General features: G+C 40.2%; 15 protein-coding genes. 6 read left to right on the top strand and 9 right to left on the bottom strand.

All coding sequences use genetic code 11. From position 1 onward, the window contains the following. Window positions 1–292: 292 nt before the first annotated feature. Window positions 293–916 carry a dTMP kinase gene (gene tmk, locus VB620_RS08940; RefSeq protein ID WP_323195795.1) on the top strand — a complete coding sequence of 208 codons (624 nt, stop codon included), beginning with the start codon at window positions 293–295 and terminating at the stop codon, window positions 914–916. Window positions 917–1136: 220 nt separating this feature from the next. Here tmk and dacB read toward each other — a convergent pair whose 3' ends face one another. From dacB to VB620_RS08965, 5 genes are all read right to left on the bottom strand, one after another. Further along, complete coding sequence (dacB, locus tag VB620_RS08945; RefSeq protein WP_323195796.1) at window positions 1137–2594, bottom strand: D-alanyl-D-alanine carboxypeptidase/D-alanyl-D-alanine endopeptidase; 1458 nt, start codon at window positions 2592–2594, stop codon at window positions 1137–1139. A gap of 202 nt (window positions 2595–2796) precedes the next feature. Next, window positions 2797–4695, bottom strand: a complete 1899-nt coding sequence (ilvB, locus tag VB620_RS08950; RefSeq protein WP_323195797.1) for a biosynthetic-type acetolactate synthase large subunit — start codon at window positions 4693–4695, stop codon at window positions 2797–2799. A gap of 325 nt (window positions 4696–5020) precedes the next feature. Next, window positions 5021–6034 carry an arsenosugar biosynthesis radical SAM (seleno)protein ArsS gene (arsS, locus tag VB620_RS08955; RefSeq protein ID WP_323195798.1) on the bottom strand — a complete coding sequence of 338 codons (1014 nt, stop codon included), beginning with the start codon at window positions 6032–6034 and terminating at the stop codon, window positions 5021–5023. Between the two features lie 231 nt (window positions 6035–6265). After that, window positions 6266–7813, bottom strand: a complete 1548-nt coding sequence (locus VB620_RS08960; protein ID WP_323195799.1) for a mercuric reductase — start codon at window positions 7811–7813, stop codon at window positions 6266–6268. Window positions 7814–8014: 201 nt separating this feature from the next. Then, window positions 8015–8821, bottom strand: coding sequence for a TVP38/TMEM64 family protein (locus VB620_RS08965; RefSeq protein WP_323195800.1), 807 nt, complete (start codon window positions 8819–8821; stop codon window positions 8015–8017). A 54-nt stretch (window positions 8822–8875) separates the two neighbouring features. Here VB620_RS08965 and VB620_RS08970 point away from each other — a divergent pair, with 54 nt between their 5' ends. Both VB620_RS08970 and VB620_RS08975 read left to right on the top strand, forming a co-directional pair. Further along, window positions 8876–9103, top strand: a complete 228-nt coding sequence (locus VB620_RS08970; protein WP_323195801.1) for a hypothetical protein — start codon at window positions 8876–8878, stop codon at window positions 9101–9103. A gap of 207 nt (window positions 9104–9310) precedes the next feature. Continuing rightward, window positions 9311–11740: a BsuBI/PstI family type II restriction endonuclease gene (locus VB620_RS08975; protein ID WP_323195802.1), complete on the top strand. Its 2430-nt coding sequence runs from the start codon at window positions 9311–9313 to the stop codon at window positions 11738–11740. A gap of 194 nt (window positions 11741–11934) precedes the next feature. On the opposite strand, the gene VB620_RS08980 is transcribed toward VB620_RS08975, so the two are convergent. Next, window positions 11935–13203: an MFS transporter gene (locus tag VB620_RS08980; RefSeq protein WP_323195803.1), complete on the bottom strand. Its 1269-nt coding sequence runs from the start codon at window positions 13201–13203 to the stop codon at window positions 11935–11937. A 105-nt stretch (window positions 13204–13308) separates the two neighbouring features. Beyond that, window positions 13309–13902: a hypothetical protein gene (locus VB620_RS08985; protein WP_323195804.1), complete on the bottom strand. Its 594-nt coding sequence runs from the start codon at window positions 13900–13902 to the stop codon at window positions 13309–13311. A 378-nt stretch (window positions 13903–14280) separates the two neighbouring features. Here VB620_RS08985 and VB620_RS08990 point away from each other — a divergent pair, with 378 nt between their 5' ends. The 3 genes from VB620_RS08990 to VB620_RS09000 all read left to right on the top strand — a co-directional run bounded on the left by VB620_RS08990 (window position 14281) and on the right by VB620_RS09000 (window position 16633). Next, on the top strand, window positions 14281–15399 hold the full coding sequence (locus tag VB620_RS08990; RefSeq protein ID WP_323195805.1) for a ferrochelatase: 1119 nt from the start codon (window positions 14281–14283) through the stop codon (window positions 15397–15399). A 181-nt stretch (window positions 15400–15580) separates the two neighbouring features. Continuing rightward, on the top strand, window positions 15581–16183 hold the full coding sequence (locus tag VB620_RS08995; protein WP_323195839.1) for a Uma2 family endonuclease: 603 nt from the start codon (window positions 15581–15583) through the stop codon (window positions 16181–16183). A gap of 177 nt (window positions 16184–16360) precedes the next feature. Then, window positions 16361–16633, top strand: a complete 273-nt coding sequence (locus VB620_RS09000) for a hypothetical protein (protein ID WP_323195806.1) — start codon at window positions 16361–16363, stop codon at window positions 16631–16633. A 35-nt stretch (window positions 16634–16668) separates the two neighbouring features. Here the strand turns inward: VB620_RS09000 and VB620_RS09005 are convergent, their stop codons facing one another. Next, a complete protein-coding gene (locus tag VB620_RS09005) occupies window positions 16669–17112 on the bottom strand; it encodes a type II toxin-antitoxin system VapC family toxin (protein WP_323195807.1) in 444 nt (147 codons plus the stop codon). Next, the gene (locus VB620_RS09010; RefSeq protein WP_323195808.1) at window positions 17100–17321 is read right to left on the bottom strand and encodes a hypothetical protein; all 222 of its coding nucleotides are present in this window, start codon (window positions 17319–17321) and stop codon (window positions 17100–17102) included. The genes VB620_RS09005 and VB620_RS09010 overlap by 13 nt, the downstream gene beginning before the upstream one ends. Window positions 17322–17472 lie beyond the last annotated feature (151 nt).

The following is a 17472-nucleotide window of genomic DNA, read 5'->3' on the forward strand; positions in this document are numbered from 1 at the left end:
ATCACTTCACTCAATGTTTGTCACAAGTAATTCTGGTAATGCTTCCCTGAAAGCAGTAGTGCAGTTTTATCCTTTGACATCAAACAAGTGAAATGGTATCAGCTTTTACAAAAGAGTACTTGAGTAACCTAAATTCTCAAGTGCTTTTTTGTGTATAAAAAAATAGTAAAAACTTTAGTTGCAGTTTTTAAGTTAGCCTTTGTATTCAGTGTTTTGACTGAAAGGGAGTAGGGAATAGGGTTGAAACTCACTAATTTTATTAAATCAGTCTATTTAAACTAGGTTAAAAATTATGGGTGGTAAATTAATTGTATTTGAAGGGGTGGAAGGCTGCGGCAAAACTAGCCAAATGCAGCTTTGTAGTCAATGGTTGCAAAATTTAGGTATTTCTGTGGTTGAGACTCGTGAACCAGGAGGAACAGAGTTAGGCTTACATTTGCGCCGTCTTTTATTAGAAAAGGTCGAAAATGAACCAATTGCTGAGGTGACAGAATTATTATTGTATGCTGCTGACCGGGCGCACCACGTAGAACAAGAACTGAAACCACATTTAGCCGCCGGAAAATATATATTGTGCGATCGCTACACCGATTCTACCACCGCTTACCAAGGTTACGGCCGAGGTTTGAACATGAGTTTAATTAATCAACTCAACCATATTGCCACATCTGGGTTAGAAAGTGACTTAACTATCTGGCTAGATGTGGATGTGGAAGTGGGACTAGCCAGAAAAAAGGGAGACGAATTTGACCGCATTGAACAGGAAACAATGGCTTTTCATCATCGTGTTCAGCAAGGATACGCAGAGTTAGCCGCATCTTATCCCCATCGGATTGTACGAGTAGATGGTAATTTCAGTCCAGCAGCAGTGCAACAAGTGATTCAGGGAATTTTGCGGGACAAGTTGGAATTATGAATTGATCATCTCACGCAAAGGCGCAAAGGCGCAAAGGAAGAAAGAAAGAAATAAAGATATCAGCGCGTAGTCTAAATATATGAAAACTGCTGTAACTAGGACTTACGGAATAACTCTGTAAAAACCTCTTAAATTCCTGTCCTTGTCACAAGGGGAGACGCTAGCGGGAATGTCTTATTTGTAGTTTGTTTTTTCATAATTTTGCGTAAGTTCTGTTAACTTAACAGCGCCGTAACTGTGTTAATAAAACAACGATTTCATCCATTGATTGGCGGACAACTCTCGCGGGTTGTTCCGAATGATTGACAATGATACTAAAAGCTAAGGGCTGATAATTAGGGGAATTTACATATCCTGAGAGGGAAACGACACCTGTCATGGTTCCTGTTTTAGCTTGGACTATTCCCATAGCAGAGGTATCACGCAAGCGATTTCTTAAAGTTCCACTCACACCCGCAACAGGTAGAGAAGCCCGAAAAAGTTCGGCTTGTGGTGATTTTGACATCGCCTGTAAGGTTTGAACTAAGGCTTGGGGACTAATTAAGTTTTTCCGAGATAGTCCTGAACCATCCACTAATATGTAACCAGTGGGATCTACTCCTAATTGAGTTAAAGTAGTTTTGACAACTTCTAAACCTGCATCAGCCGTAGTTTGATAGTTTTCTACTGGTTGTTTAATCGCTAAAGCCCTCATTAAAGCTTCTGCATACAAATTATTACTATTAATATTGGTTTCCATTAACAATTCAGATAATGGTGGCGATTCCACTGCGGCTAGTTCTCGTTCATTGTTCCCAGTCGTACCCTGAGATATCTGTTTTACCGCAATTCCTGACCTCACCAAAGTTTGGCGAAACTGACGCAAGAAATTTTGCACTGGGTCAAAAACAGCTATGGCGTTGATATCAGGGTTGGAATTTACAGCCATTTGTCCTTGTATTCGTAATACTGGCCCTTTTAAGTCGCGGGTAACTGTAACAAATCCCGATTCCTCTTTTTCTGTAGTTACAGAATTATTTTCCACTCGCCACTGATATGCTTCCATAGGTTGATTCCATTTCAGTTGTAATGGTTTTCCGATGGTTTGGGGGGAGACTGTAAATACAGAAGCATTTTCATTGACAATTAAGCTGTTGACTGGTGCGCCATAATAAGCCTGTAGGTCTTCCCATTCCCAACTGGGGTGAACAATTTCTCCTTGAAAATAACTATCATCGGCAATCAACTGATTAACTTCAGTAATACCCTGCTGGCGTAATTGCTGGGCTAGTTCTTGCAGTTGTGGTACTTTTAAACTGGGGTCTCCTCTACCCACTACGCGCAAAACACCATCAGCATCTTGATAAACAGAGGTACGAATGCGAAAATCTGCCCCCAATTGTTGTAATGCGGCCGCTGTTGTCAGTAATTTGGTGTTGGAAGCTGGAGTAAAGTATTTTTCCGCATCTTGGTTATAAAGTGTTTGTTCATCAGCCAGATTTTTGACTAAAATTCCCCAACGCACGCGGTTAAATTCTGGGCTGTTGGTGACAGCATCTACTGCTGATTTCAGTCCGGCGGGACAAATTGTTTTTGTGGTGGCTTTGACTGGTGTTTGTGCTGTAGCTATTTGTGGAGTGATAGCAATTTGGCTAGTTAAAAATAACGACAGCAAGCCGATGGTAATTTTTTTAGACATTAATCTAATTCGTAATTCGTAATTCGTAATTCGTAGTTTGTAGTTCGTAATTTGTAATAAAATTATGAAAGGTGTGTTTATTTAGAGAATTTTAGAATAGGTAGAATATTTGTTTCTCTGCTGATATTTATATAGATATATCCCCGACTTATTCAACAAATCGGGGATCTGAATCTCTGCTAAATTATGTCTGGGAAATCCCTTATAATTTAGTGCCACACTCAGAACAGAAGTTATGTGTAGGAGGATTCGTTGTTTCACAATGGCTACAAACAACTGGTTCCACTACGACTTTGGGCGGTTGTGCGGGTAAGCCAATCATTTGGGCGTTGCTTTTCCCTGGGGCTACCATTGGGTAACAGTTTTCGTCTCTGGTGACTCGGACATCCATGACAACAGGGCCATCATGTGCTAGCATTTCAGCGATCGCACCTTGTAATTCTTCACGGTTACGAACTATCATGCCTTTAATGCCGTAGGCTTTTGTCAAATGCTCAATGTCTGGCATTCCTACTTCCATGTTGGAGGAGGAGTAACGCTCTCCATAGAAGGCTTGTTGCCACTGGCGTACCATTCCCTGCCAGCCATTATTTAAAATAACAGTCTTGACATTAATACTATATTGTGATAGTGTTCCCAACTCTTGCAAGCACATTTGGAAACTAGCATCACCACTGATACAGATAACTTCTTCATCGGGGAAAGCTACTTTTGCCCCCATAGCCGCCGGGACACCAAAACCCATTGTTCCTAAACCAGCGCTAGAAATCCAGCGTCTAGGGCCATTCTTCAGGAATTGCGCCGCCCACATTTGATGTTGACCTACGTCTGTAGTGTAAAAGGCGTGGGGGGATTGGCGACCCAGTTCCACAATTACTTCTTGGGGTGAAATGCTATCGGCATGGTGAGGCACTTCTAGGGGATATTCTCGCTGCCAACGGTTGATTAAATTCAACCATTCTTGATTTTTGTGAGGGATGTTTTTAATCCCTACTTCCTCACAGCGACGCAACATCTGCACTAAAACATAGCGGACATCGCCGACAATGGGAACTTCAGGAACTCGATTTTTGCCGACTTCTGCGGGGTCGATGTCAATGTGAATGACTTTGGCATGGGAAGCAAACTCATCTAGTTTACCAGTAACGCGATCGTCAAATCTCGCCCCCACGCAGATTAACAAATCGCAATCTGTGACTGCAAAGTTAGCATAAGCAGTGCCGTGCATCCCCAACATTCCCACCGATAGGGGATGATGTTCGTCAAATGCACCGATACCCATTAAGGTGGTGGTGACTGGGATATTAAATAACTCGGCTAATTCTTTAACTTCTGTGTGAGCGTTGGATGCGATCGCCCCACCACCGACATACAATAAAGGGCGACTACTTTCACGAATTAGCTGGATAGCAGCATTAATCTGGCGGGGGTTCCCCTTCACAGTGGGACGATAGCCTGGTAACTTCACCGTTCCCGGTTCTACCGGTACATAGTCACATTCTTCCAAAGCCACATCTTTCGGCACATCAATCAAAACTGGCCCTGGTCGTCCCGTACTGGCGATGTGGAAAGCTTCAGCCACAATTTGCGCCATATCTTTGGCATCTCGCACCACATAAGAGTGTTTGACTATTGGTAAGGTAATTCCGTAAATATCGGTTTCTTGAAACGCATCCGTACCAATTGAAGCTCGTGGCACTTGTCCTGTTACCACAATCATCGGAATAGAGTCCATGTAGGCTGTCGCAATCCCTGTGACTAAATTCGTTGCTCCTGGACCAGAAGTACCAAAGCATACTCCTACTTTCCCAGTAGCACGGGCATAGCCATCAGCAGCATGGGATGCACCTTGTTCATGCCTGACTAAAATATGCTTAATAGCACCAGTTGATTCTACCTTATACAGGTCATCGTAAATTGGCAGGATTGCCCCACCAGGATAACCAAAAATGTATTCAACTTCATGGCGAAGGAGACTGTCAAGCAGAGCAAAACCACCAGTTGCACGCTGGGGCGCGACGGCTGGCGATTTAGTGACACCAGACTGATTGTGATTTTCTGTTTGTGGGAGACTATTTATTAATGGCAAGCGCACGGTCACGGTCAAACCTCAGACGATAGCTAAGTTAACGCGTCAATTCTGTATTTAGTATTCCATTTTAATGGAAAAGTTGAATCTATAATGTGAAGTTTTCCGGCTAATACTCAAAAACTTTCCCCATTTCACCATTCAGACTATGTTTTTGACACTTCCCACCACAGGGAAAATGCTAGTTATATCAAGTCCTGTTGAATAGTTACGAAACGGGACAACTTCCTAAAACTTTGCTTTTTATCCCCTCCTCGCTTGCGGGGAGGGGTAGGGGGTGGGGTGACATGATTGTGGTAATCGTAACTAATTAAATGGACATGATATTACACAAGAGCTAGAAAAAAGCACCACCACAACTAGAACCACTTCCAGCAGTACAGCCATAACAGTAATTAGCAGTCCTAATCTGAGAAATTAAATCTAATTTCCCGGCTGCTAATAACTTAGCCACAGTTAGAGTTTCCCCATCATCAGTTGTTGACGGCAAATTTTCCATCTGGTTAAAGTCGCAGTCATAGACATTACCCAGGTAGTCAACCGAAAGTTCATTTCTACACATTAAATGGTCAATAGTAGCAGAATTGAAATGAGATGCTAAAAAGTTGAGATAAGGTTTATATAGCTTTTTGTGTTCCAAATGAAACTGAGTGCGTCCAATGGGGAGGTTAGTAATGGCAAACAAGTCATTAAAAGCAATGTCAAAATTCTCTTTTAAGAACACTTGATAATCTTGTTTTAGTTGAGCTTGATTCGGAGTCAGAGCAAAATTATCAGAAGTAGGGATTGGGGGATTGTAAACTAAATCTAGGATTAAATTGGGGTCTTGACCATAGCCCAGACGATTCAGCCATTGCAAAGCGCGAATTGAAGCATCATATACGCCATTACCTCGCATTTTATCAACATTATCTGAGAGATAGCACGGTAAAGAAGCCACAATTCTGACTTGATTTTCAGCGCAATATGCGGGAATATCCCCAAACCCTGCTTCAAAATAAATCGTTAAATTAGAGCGCACAATTACCTGTTTACCATTAGCTCGCGCCGCCTCTACAATTGGTTTAAAGCCATAGAGCATTTCCGGAGCGCCACCCGTCAGGTCTACAACTTGAATTTGAGGAAATTTCTCAATCAATTCGATGAGTTGGTGGCAAATTTCTGGAGAAAGTTCCTCAGTGCGTTGGGGACTGGCTTCTACATGACAGTGGCTACAAGCTAAATTACAACGTTTACCCAAATTTATTTGTAATACAGTAATTGGGTCTTTTTTTAGGGGTAAATTCAGTTTTTCTCTAAAAGGTGTGATATCTGAATTTGAAGAGAAAGGATTTATTTTTTGCTGAATCATTATTAATCTTGATTTCTAGTGAAAAAACTAAAGGACTTACGCAAAAACTCTCACTTCGACAAGTGTTACAGTGAGCCTGTCGAACTGCTCAGTGACCACTCACATCCTGATTTCTCTGTGTCCTCTGCGTCTCTGTGGTATGCGCTTCGCGCACGCTACGCGAACGTTATTCCGTAATTTGTGCGTAAGTCCTAAACTAATTAAAGGTAAGTCCTGTTTAATGTGAGAGTTTTAAGATAACTTCGTCAGCCATCCTAAAATGCGTTTCGATGTCGGTGTCAATAAAGTCCGACGATAAGCATCGGCTGCTTTTTTAATCGCTTCTGCTTGAGTTGGGTAAGGATGAATCACCCTAGATAAACCATTTAAACCAACTTTATTCACAATGGCTGTGGTGATTTCACTAATTGTTTCTCCAGCGTGACGAGAGACAATTGTTGCTCCTAAAATTTGATCAGAACCTTTTTTATGGATAATTTTCACAAATCCATCCTCTTCACCATCTGTAATTGCTCTGTCTACAGTACTAAAAGGAATTTTAATAATGTTAGTATCAAAACCCCGTTTTTGAGCCTCCTGTTCATACATTCCCACATGAGCCACTTCTGGGTCAGTATATGTTACCCAAGGCATCACCACACGACTAAGTTTGGATCTTCCGAAGCCAAAGGGAGAAAACAGGGTATTTTTAATTACAATCCGCGCTGCTGCATCCGCCGCATGGGTAAACTTCCAGTTCATGCAGATATCACCAGCTGCATAAATTTTGGGGTTCGTAGTTTGGAGGTAATCATTGACCTTTACCCCCTGATGTTGGTCAAATTCTACCCCCACTGCTTCTAAATTTAAACCTTCAACATTGGGTGCGCGTCCCGCACCAACTAAAATCTGATCAACCACAATTGACTGTTTAGAACCATTATCGAGAAAGTGGATAAGCTTTCCTTCTGGGGTTGATTCTACAGATTCTATTTGGCTATTTAAAACTAAACGTATATTTTCCTGAATTAAACGATTTTGAATAATTTCTGCGGCTTCTGGATCTTCTTTATTTAAAATATGAGAACTTCGATGAAACAAGATAACTTGAGAACCGAAACGCTGGAAAGTTTGAGCTAGTTCACAACCAATGGGACCGCCACCAATTACAGCTAGACTTTCAGGAAGTTCTGTGAGTGAAAATACAGTCTCATTAGTGAGAAAACCTGCGGCTTCTATTCCCTTAATTGCAGGTCGCACGGCTCTAGCGCCAGTAGCAATTACTGCTTTTTTAAATGTCAGCTTTTGATTACCGACTTCAATGATATTATCACCTGTAAAACGACCACTACCGAGGAAAATATCTACTCCCAGATTTTGAAACCGATGTGCAGAATCATGATGGCTAATACCCGCTCTTAAACGGCGCATCCTTGCCATTACTGCTGGGAAATCAACGTCTATTTTTTCTGGAATATTAATTCCTAAAGCCTTAGCTGAATACATTTCGCCGACAACTCGAGCAGAGCGAATTATACATTTTGAGGGGACACAACCGACATTTAAACAATCCCCACCCATTAAGTGTTTTTCAATTAAAGCTACTTTTAATCCTACATCTAAACCTGCTGCACCTGCGGCTACAACTAATCCCGCCGTACCAGCACCAATTACTACTAAGTCGTAACATTCAGCAGGTTGAGGATTTATCCAATCAGGGGGATGAACATGGGAAACTAATGTTTGATTATACTCATCCATTGGGGGAAGATTAATTGGGGAAGATGCAGAATTTGACATTAATTAATTTTTCAAGAGTGGTCATTTAGCTTTTGAATCTGCGGAAGATTTGAAGTGAGAGTTATAACGTAATTTCTAAAATAGATGAATTTGTCAATTAAGTATTTAGGACTTACGCAAGGACTCTCTGAAACCCTCTTGACTTCGTGTCCTTTGTGTCCTTTGTGGTTCGTTTTTCATAATTTTGCATAAGTCTTATTATTATAAAACTTCGTTGTCTAAAGCTTTGCGAGCAAGTTTGGTGATATAAATCGTGACTGCAACTGTTGCTATAAAACCTATAATTCTAATTGTCCATTGTATACCGGGGTTGTCGGGTTGTGAGTCAGTGCCAATTGTGGCAATGTTACCAGCTAGAGAACCGATATAAACATACATAATTGTGCCGGGAATCATACCAATGGAACCAAGAATATAATCTTTGAGTGTAACTCCGGTCACGCCATAGGCATAGTTTAAGAGGTTGAAAGGAAATATGGGAGAGAGTCGGGTTAGGAGGACAATTTTGAGTCCTTCTCTACCTACAGCTTCGTCAATCGCCCGGAATTTGGGATTATCTGCAATTTTCTGGGCAACCCAACCCCTAGCTAAATAACGTCCGACGAGGAAGGAGGCGGTTGCACCTATGGTCGCACCAATGAAGACATAAAGTGAACCCATAACTACGCCAAAGACTACACCTGCGCCAAGTGTGAGGATTGATCCTGGTAAGAAGGCGATGGTGGCAAGGATATAAAGTAGGATGAATGCTAATGCTCCGACAGTACCTAGTCCATTAATCCACTGTAAGGCGTTTCGTAACCATAGTTGGGGATTAAATCCGGAGGTATTTTGAGCAGATGCTTGTCCCCAAGCTGGTTCGGCGGTAAATATCAAGGTAAGACTAAATACCACTAGCATTAGGAAAGCAAGTTTAATCAGCTTTTGCCAATTTTTGGTGGAGATATCTGCAATAATTGGCTTTTGACTTTGGGTAAGTATCAAATTAGTTATTGCAGGTTGTAACATGGGTGATTTCTCTGTAGATAATGGTTTTAATTACAGCTTTCGAGTTGGCTGTCCTTGCTAATTAATACTAGTGTATATTGGGCGATCGCCAGGAGATATGCAGGGGTAATTGAAGACCTTGAAAAGCCAGACCGTGAAAAAGTGAGTCAGCAGGAAAATTTGCAGTCTTTTTTCGCTTACTTTCTCAGCTATTTTGAAGTTAGCATTATCCTGAATCATCCTGCAAATCTTATCCGATTCTCTCCGTCTCGGCAGTATAACCCACCGGGACAGAATCAATAATCACCAGATTCTCTACTATAATCAACCTAACCTCTAAGAAACCATTGAGTGCCTGTAAACAGATAAGAATCAGAATTGGATTTAATTGGCGGTGAAACGAGTTTAAATTAAATATTAAGATGTAATGTTAGCTAAATTAACAGCATGACGACGTTCCTTACAGACTCCACTGACATCACTAGGATTCATTTCTCTTCAAGGTTGGATTTGAAGCAGCGTAGCGAATTGGGACAGTTTTTAACTCCTGCTCCAGTTGCTCGTTTTATGTCGAGACAGTTCAACAGTCTATCTGGTCACATTAGTCTTCTAGACCCTGGAGCCGGAGTTGGAGCATTAACTGCTGCATTTGTAGAGCGACTCTTAGCAAATTCTGACAAGGTTGAAAGCTGTCTCATAACAGCGTATGAAGTTGAAGCTACCTTTTTATCATCTTTGCAAAAATGCCTTATAGATTGTTGTTTAGCTTTAGAAAGCAAAGGCATTCAAGCAAATTACTGTTTGCATGAGAAAAATTTTATAAAAGATGTTGCTGAAATAAATTTACCACTTTTTACTACTTCTTCTTCCACCAGTTTTACTCATGCAATTCTGAATCCACCTTATAGGAAGATTAGCAGCCAATCAATAGAAAAAAAAAATCTTTCAAAACTAGGAATTGAAACTGTAAATCTATATAGCGCATTTGTTTGGCTGACTTCATTACAACTCGCCGAGGACGGAGAATTAGTTGCAATTACGCCGAGGAGTTTCTGTAATGGTGCTTATTTTCGTCCTTTTCGTAAGGCTTTGCTGGAAAGTATGGGACTAAAAAAAATACATATATTTGATAGCCGCTCATCTGTTTTTGCGGAAGACAATATATTACAAGAAAATATTATTTTTCATGCAATTAAAACCAAAAGCAACCCTGATTATATAGAAATTACTAATAATTCCGAATTTGATATATATGATTATTCGGAATTAAGATATGTTCCTTACAGCGAAGTAGTTGAAAGCGATGATTCAGAGAAATTTATTCATATTGTTACAAACTCACTTGAAGATTTTTTGAGAGTGCAAATGAATAAATTTTCATCTACTTTGGATGAAATAGGCCTAGAAGTTTCAACGGGACCTGTTGTGGATTTTCGGTTCAAATCAGCTTTGAGAAATTGCTTAGATGAGCAGAGTGTTCCACTAATTTACCCAGAATCTATGAAAACAGGGAAAGTTTTATTTCCACCCAATAATCCTCGGAAGTCGATAGCAATTGAACAAAACCAAGAAACAGAAAAATGGTTGGTTCGATCAGGTTGGTACGTTTTGACAAAGCGTTTTTCTGCTAAGGAGGAAAAGCGTCGTGTAGTTGCTGCCGTGTGTTCTCCTGTCGATGCGCCTCTATTAGGCATAGAGAATCATCTTAACTACTACCATGCTAGAGGTCAAGGAATGAACCCTGACCTAGCACGAGGTCTTACAGCATTTCTCAATTCAAGTTTATTTGATCATTACTTCCGGCAGTTTAGTGGCCATACACAAGTCAATGCCACAGATTTGCGTAAAATTAAGTACCCTTGCAAAGATGATTTAATTCAACTAGGAACCCAAATTGGTGATTGTGACTTTAATCAAGAGCAACTTGATACAGTTGTACATAAAAGTTTGTCGATTATGAGCGAAGCAACAAATGCAATTCAGGCTGGTAAACGAATTGAGGAAGCACTTGCAATTCTTAAAGATATTTCCGCTCCGAGAGAGCAGCAAAACGAACGATCAGCACTTTGCTTACTCGCTTTGGCAGACATTCGACCTGTAACACCTTGGAATCAAGCCACTGCACCAAGACGGGGAATTACACAAATGATGGGTTGGTTTCGTGACAACTACGGTAAACAATACGCACCGAATACACGCGAAACAGTTCGACGGCAAACAATGCACCAGTTTGTACAGATGGGGATAGTTGTTGAAAATCCAGATCAACCAGATAGACCGATTAACAGCCCCAAATGGTGTTATCAGCTTCATCAGCAAGCATTATCACTTTTGAAATCCTATGGTTCTGAACAGTGGGAAGAAGCTCGTAAAAATTATACTGTTTCAGTCAGAAATCTGTTACAGGATAGAAGCCGAAACATACCTACGATACCAGTAAGTTTACCTAACGGTCAAGCTATTCAGCTATCATCAGGTGGACAAAATATATTGATAAAAGACATTTTGGAGAGCTTCTGTCCCAGATTTACACCTGGAGGTTTAGTTCTCTACGTGGGCGATGCTGGAGATAAGTTTATCATCCATGAAACTCAGAAATTTCGAGGAATGGGAATTGAGCTAGATCCTCACGGTAAAATGCCAGACATTGTAGTTCACTATGAGAGGCAAAGCTGGCTTGTATTGATAGAAGCTGTGACTAGTCATGGTCCAGTCAATTTGAAACGTCATAATGAATTAAAGCAGCTCTTTCAGTCCAGCCGTAAGGGATTAGTTTTTGTGACAGCTTTTCCTAGCCGTAAGGAAATGACTCGGTATCTTGCTGAAATTTCTTGGGAAACAGAAGTTTGGGTAGCAGATCAACCCGATCACATGATTCATTTCAACGGAGAGAGATTCCTTGGACCCTATGAAAAACCAGAGAAATCCAAACAGATTTAAACTTGAGCAACGGCGATACTTATAGATTGACACTCCCCGGCGTGAACGCACGGGGATTCTTGGATCTAAGACATAACTTGCTCATGCAGGTTTTCACCAACATGAGTAGAGGTGTAAAATCGCTAAAAGCCTCTTGCCTCTTGCCTTTTGCCTTACCACAACGATAAATTTCAACCCCCACCTACTTATATTGCCTAAATTACATCCTGTAGAACTCCGCGAGTGTTTTTCCAAGCCCAAATACCAACAGCTGCTACTACTATACTCATTGCCACTAAAATGATTCGTAAGCCGAGAATATCGGTTAAAGGGCCAGTAATTGCCAAGGGTAAAGATAAGGCAATATTGACGATATGATTTTGAAAACCAAAGACTTTCCCGTGCATGGTGGGTGGTGTGCGCTGTTGAATTAGGGTTTGCATCGGTACGCCAATTAAAGCTGCACCTATCCCTAATAAGGCACTTAGTCCTAAAGCGAGGGTGAGACTATGAGTGAAGGTGAATAGGGCTAAAACTAGGGACATAATCAAAAACCCTATGAGGGGTAAAGGCTTGTGATGCAATTTATTACCCCAATGACCCAAAATTGCTGCACCAAATACCATACCGACACCGGCGGCGGCTAAGAATAAGCCAAATTGTTTTTCTTTTAAACCAAAGTCGGCTGCTAATCTAATACTTAGTACCATTAAGGCGGCGAAGACACAATATAAAGTGGTAAGTTGCAGCATGGCATTTAAGATCAGAGGATTTTTGGTGAGATAGCGTAATCCTGCTTTAAAGTCAGCCCAAGGATTAATTTCGGTACGGAAATCATCTCCACATAATTTATTTGCCCCTCCGAAGTTAATCGGTTGTACGGCTAATGCTGATAATAAGTAGAGTCCACCAACTACCAGTTCTTGACCATATCCTGCTCCTAACCAATTTTTTGCTAAACTTAATATCGGCTCTCCAATGGCAAAACCAATAATTAAGGCTCCCATCATGGTGCTGCTATAGAGTGCATTGGCTGCCATAAAATTCTCTTTTTTTACCAAAACAGGTATAGCAGCTTGCTCTGCGGGAGCAAAAAACTGTGCCAGGGTGGAGATGGCAAAGGTCAAGATTAAGAGAATAAAAAACTCTCGTGGTAAAAAGGCTATCAGCAGCATTAATAATGTCTGCAATAGGTTAGCACCGACTAAAATTACTTTTTTAGAAAAGCAGTCTACAAAAATACCACCGGCAGAACCAAACAAAATTGCTGGTAATGTAAAGGCGAGCATTAAAATTGAGTACATGGAGTTTGGAGCTAAACCAGGAGGTGGGGTATAATTCTCCTGTAAAGCCACCATTAAAACAAAAAAGATTTTATCTCCCAACTGGGACAACAGCTGTCCGATCCACAGGAGCATAAAACTACGATTTTTTAGCAGGGCGCTAAATCCGTTATTGACAGCAGCTGGTTCAGTGGGAAACATTTAAATACTGGGGACTAGGGACTGGGAGTTGGGGAAAGTCAGTAAATATTATTTTCTCTGATTCTCCTGATTTGCTAGTGTTAATAATTTTGAATTGTTTAATTTTCACTCCTGTTGATGGGTGCTGGTTTCCGGATTAATTCTGTTGATCAGCAGATGCAAAAATTCGGTTGCAGTCATGGAAATCGGTGGTTGAGAATTTTTTCGTGGTGAATCTACCCACCAACCTTTTACTCTTTGGGGCGATCGCCAGATAGATAAATGGTCTACTGCGGGTTCTGCGTAAAAGTTATCATATCCACTACCCAATAATGAAGAACTCCAATGGGTGAAATAATCATGACTCAGGCGATGAATAGGAAAGTTTCCCGCTAGTGGTACTCCCCAGCCGTCTATAGCAATAAAGGCTTTGATATTACCGCCTAAGAGTTGCCAGGAAGATGCTGCTCCTATTGCTCCCACTACGCCAGCACTAAAGCTAATGAAGACTAATGGTGATTTTAAATCATCTGCCAGGCGATCGCGCAAAAACTGCAAAATATGAAGTGATGATAAAGGTAATAAACCATTACCGGGAAAAACCAAGATTTCCCCCCAGTTTTCTGCCTTGACCCTCTCAGAGCCTGAAGATAAGCATTCTGATATAAAATTTTCCGTTAACTCTGGCTCATGAATTCCAGGGCAAATAATTATACTCATTCATCTTAGATGACAACAGTTTTCTCGTTATTCATTACGACTTTTGTATTCAATCGGACATGGTTCACAGTAATTTACACTAAATAAATTCAAACATAAATTTACGCAATTACTCCACCTTGCTTTTAGGATATCCGAAAATTTCACTCTCATACAAATTTAAGACATCAAATCTAGAATACTCAGAAATGAAATCTTCAATACTCAGTAGCTAGTAATAACACTAGTATGACTTTTGATATATTATTGTTAATTTCCTCACAAACTTATCCCCCTGGATGGGATAATAGAATACGAGTTAGCAGAGCAATAGAGTTATTTTCTAGCTGAATTGACTCTCAACTCTGGTTTATACAGATTCATATTGAGGAAATCACTGTGGTTGCCACGCCAGAAAAACAGCAACACACTCACGAGCAGTTATCAGGTAAAGACCGAGTAGCCGTATTACTTATGGGCTACGGTGAAGTCGAAAGCTATGAAGATTTTGCTAACTATAACGAACAAGCTTTAAATCTACTGACTGCAAAATTTGCACCAGTACCAACCTGGATTTATCCCCCTTTAGCAAAATTATTGGCGTTATTTGACCGTCATGAATGGGGACACACCCACCATGATTTTATTTCCCCTCACAATGCCATCTTTGAACAGCAACGCGCTGGTATAGAAAAGAACTTGCAAGCCAAGTGGGGCGATCGCATCCAAGTTTTCAAAGCCTTTAACTTCTGTGCGCCTCACCTACCAGATCAGGTTCTCGCAGAAATTAAAAACCAAGGCTTCGAGAAAATCCTCATTTACCCGTTATTAGTCGTTGATTCCATCTTCACCAGTGGAATTGCAGTTGAGCAAGTTAACAATGCTTTAGCTGAGATTCCTGATGGAGAAGAACACTGGGTAAAAGCACAGCGTTACATCCCCTCCTTCTATAACGAACCAGCCTACATTGATTTATTGGCTAATCTCGTTGAGGAAAAGATTTCCGCCGAAGTAGGTACAGCATACCTACCTTCTCAAATCGGTATTGTTTTAATGAATCATGGCTGTCCCCACAAAGCCAAAGGATTCACCTCTGGAATTACCGAAAGTCAAGCACTATATGATTTAGTTCGGGATAAGTTAATTAACCGCTATCCTTTAATTTCCGTGGGTTGGCTGAACCATGACACACCTTTAATTGAATGGACATTACCAAACGCCGAGCAAGCTGCTAATAACTTGATTCAATTGGGTGCAAAAGCGGTTATCTTTATGCCCATTGGCTTTGCGACAGAAAACCACGAAACTCTATTAGATGTACACCACATCATTCATGATTTAGCGAAAAAGCATCCCGATGTGAGTTATGTCCAGATGGAATGTGTTAACGATAAGCCAGAATTTTTGGAAATGGCTGCGGAATGGGCAAATGATCATATTGCTGAGTTAATGAATCAAGAAGCTATGGCTGTTAATCCCCAGTTGGCGGGAAGTCACCATCACCACCATCATCATTAGGTATCGACGGAATTTAAATTTAATCTAAGTTTTGTAGAGACGTTATATGTAATGTCTCTACATTTTTTTCGCTTACAGGGGACAATATAATTCCCTTATCTCAAGTTTCGTTGTTAATCTGAAGGTAGCTAGAAGATTTGGCCATAACCGTCTTCATAAGTAACAGTTTCAGGAGGGAATGATGACACAACCTAACTTAACTCCAGCTATTGCTGTCAATATCCCAAATACACTCACACTGCAAGTTTCCCATGAGCAATTTGTTGATTTGGCACTGGCTAACCGAGATTTACAATTAGAGCGAAATGCTACGGGGGAGTTAATTATTATGCCACCAACGGGCAGTGATACTGGGAAAAGAAACTTGGATATCGCTGGACAATTGTGGTTCTGGAACCGTCAAACTAAATTAGGAGAAGTTTTTGACTCTTCAACAGGTTTTCTTCTTCCCAATGGTGCTAATCGCTCTCCTGATGCAGCTTGGGTAAGTAAACAAAGATGGGATGCTCTGACTTTAGAACAGCAAGAAACTTTTGCGCCAATTTGTCCTGATTTTGTGCTGGAATTACGTTCTAAAACAGACTCTCTAGAAAAGTTGCAAGCCAAGATGAGAGAATATATAGAAAATGGTGCTGGTTTGGGTTGGTTGATTGACCGCAAAAATCAACGAGTAGAAATTTATCGTCCTGGTAGAAATGTGGAAGTTTTAGATCATCCTGTTAGTTTATCTGGTGAAGATGCTTTACCAGGGTTTGTGTTGGATTTAACCCAGGTTTGGAGTTAAAATATAGCCTTGATTTAAATAACTTCATCAGGCTGGTTAATTCCTTAATTATGAACTACATAATTTATTAATTGTCTCCTGTAATTTACAGTTGCTTTGTGGTAACTAAAAAGATTGTAATGACATGGTGAAGTGTAATTTTATAGACTAGGGAATCTTTACTAAAAGGAAAAGTTTATGTCTGTTCAGAATAATTCAGCAGCTATAGAATTTGAACTTAAATTAATTAAAGACGAAATTGGTTTTTACCTGGACTTTATGCCACAATTTACGAAACAAGACTCAGCAGGTATTCTAATTTTCGGAATTATTCCATACTTATCACTTTTAACGCTAGAGTCCTATGATTATATTAAAAAAATATTCCCCAATTATGCAGAAAAAATTTCATTGAAACACAAGGAAATAATACGTAACTCTCGAATGCAAATGAAGTATTTTGATGGCTGATTTGCTTTTTTCCAATAGTGCGGCTTCAAAAATACCTAACTCATCAATTGATTTAAAACCAACACAGTTAAGCCTGGTAAAGAAGGTAAACGAATATCATTGATTAAGAAAAAAGACGCACCACCATAAATAGCAGTAGCCATTTGAATAGCATCAGGTGTTCTTAAATTGTAATCGGCTCTTAGTTTAGCTGCATTTTCAGCAATATCTGGCAAAACGTCAATAGTTGTTAAACCTTGCGAATTGAAAAAAATATCACGATATTGTTGAGCTAATATTGTATTTCCTGCACGTAAAGGATAAACTAACACTTCTGATATAGTTAAAACCGACGTGACAACACTAAACTCACCTCTATACATAGCTGTGAAAAAAGCATCTGTAATTTCTAAATAACTAGGATTTTCTTCTATAAAATAAATTAGCGGTGCAGTATCTAAACCTATAATTTTATCCTGTAATTCATTTAACCATTCCATGAATCACGTTCCTGATTAACATATTCCTGAGCGTCAATACTCCCCCAAATTTCTTTACCTAAACCACGCAATTCTAAAATACTACGCTTTGGTTTTGGTGTCATTTTCAATTGTTGACGAATTAAGATAGATAAATTTTCAACTAATTTAAGCTGTTCTTCAGGGGTAAAATTTTTAGCTTGCTCTAACAATTCCTGATAATTAGACATACATTTTTTGCTTATTTATAGTTTTAAGCCTAATTTAACTATACGCTGTTTTGAGGATGTGGGATATGCGATCGCGCAAGCGCTGAACCGTCAGGTCTGCGAAGCGTCCTGTCAGTTCGCTTTTTGGCGATGGAGAGAGCGAAGCGCGACC

Origin of the sequence: Nodularia harveyana UHCC-0300 (assembly GCF_034931085.1) — a bacterium.
Taxonomy (GTDB): domain Bacteria; phylum Cyanobacteriota; class Cyanobacteriia; order Cyanobacteriales; family Nostocaceae; genus Nodularia; species Nodularia harveyana.

Coding starts and splice junctions, on each gene's coding strand:
- tmk (WP_323195795.1), top strand. CDS start 293: ATGGGTGGTAAATTAATTGTATTTGAAGGGGTGGAAGGCTGCGGCAAA.
- dacB (WP_323195796.1), bottom strand. CDS start 2,594: ATGTCTAAAAAAATTACCATCGGCTTGCTGTCGTTATTTTTAACTAGC.
- arsS (WP_323195798.1), bottom strand. CDS start 6,034: ATGATTCAGCAAAAAATAAATCCTTTCTCTTCAAATTCAGATATCACA.
- VB620_RS08960 (WP_323195799.1), bottom strand. CDS start 7,813: ATGTCAAATTCTGCATCTTCCCCAATTAATCTTCCCCCAATGGATGAG.
- VB620_RS08965 (WP_323195800.1), bottom strand. CDS start 8,821: ATGTTACAACCTGCAATAACTAATTTGATACTTACCCAAAGTCAAAAG.
- VB620_RS08980 (WP_323195803.1), bottom strand. CDS start 13,203: ATGTTTCCCACTGAACCAGCTGCTGTCAATAACGGATTTAGCGCCCTG.
- VB620_RS08985 (WP_323195804.1), bottom strand. CDS start 13,902: ATGAGTATAATTATTTGCCCTGGAATTCATGAGCCAGAGTTAACGGAA.
- VB620_RS08995 (WP_323195839.1), top strand. CDS start 15,581: ATGACACAACCTAACTTAACTCCAGCTATTGCTGTCAATATCCCAAAT.
- VB620_RS09000 (WP_323195806.1), top strand. CDS start 16,361: ATGTCTGTTCAGAATAATTCAGCAGCTATAGAATTTGAACTTAAATTA.
- VB620_RS09005 (WP_323195807.1), bottom strand. CDS start 17,112: ATGGAATGGTTAAATGAATTACAGGATAAAATTATAGGTTTAGATACT.
- VB620_RS09010 (WP_323195808.1), bottom strand. CDS start 17,321: ATGTCTAATTATCAGGAATTGTTAGAGCAAGCTAAAAATTTTACCCCT.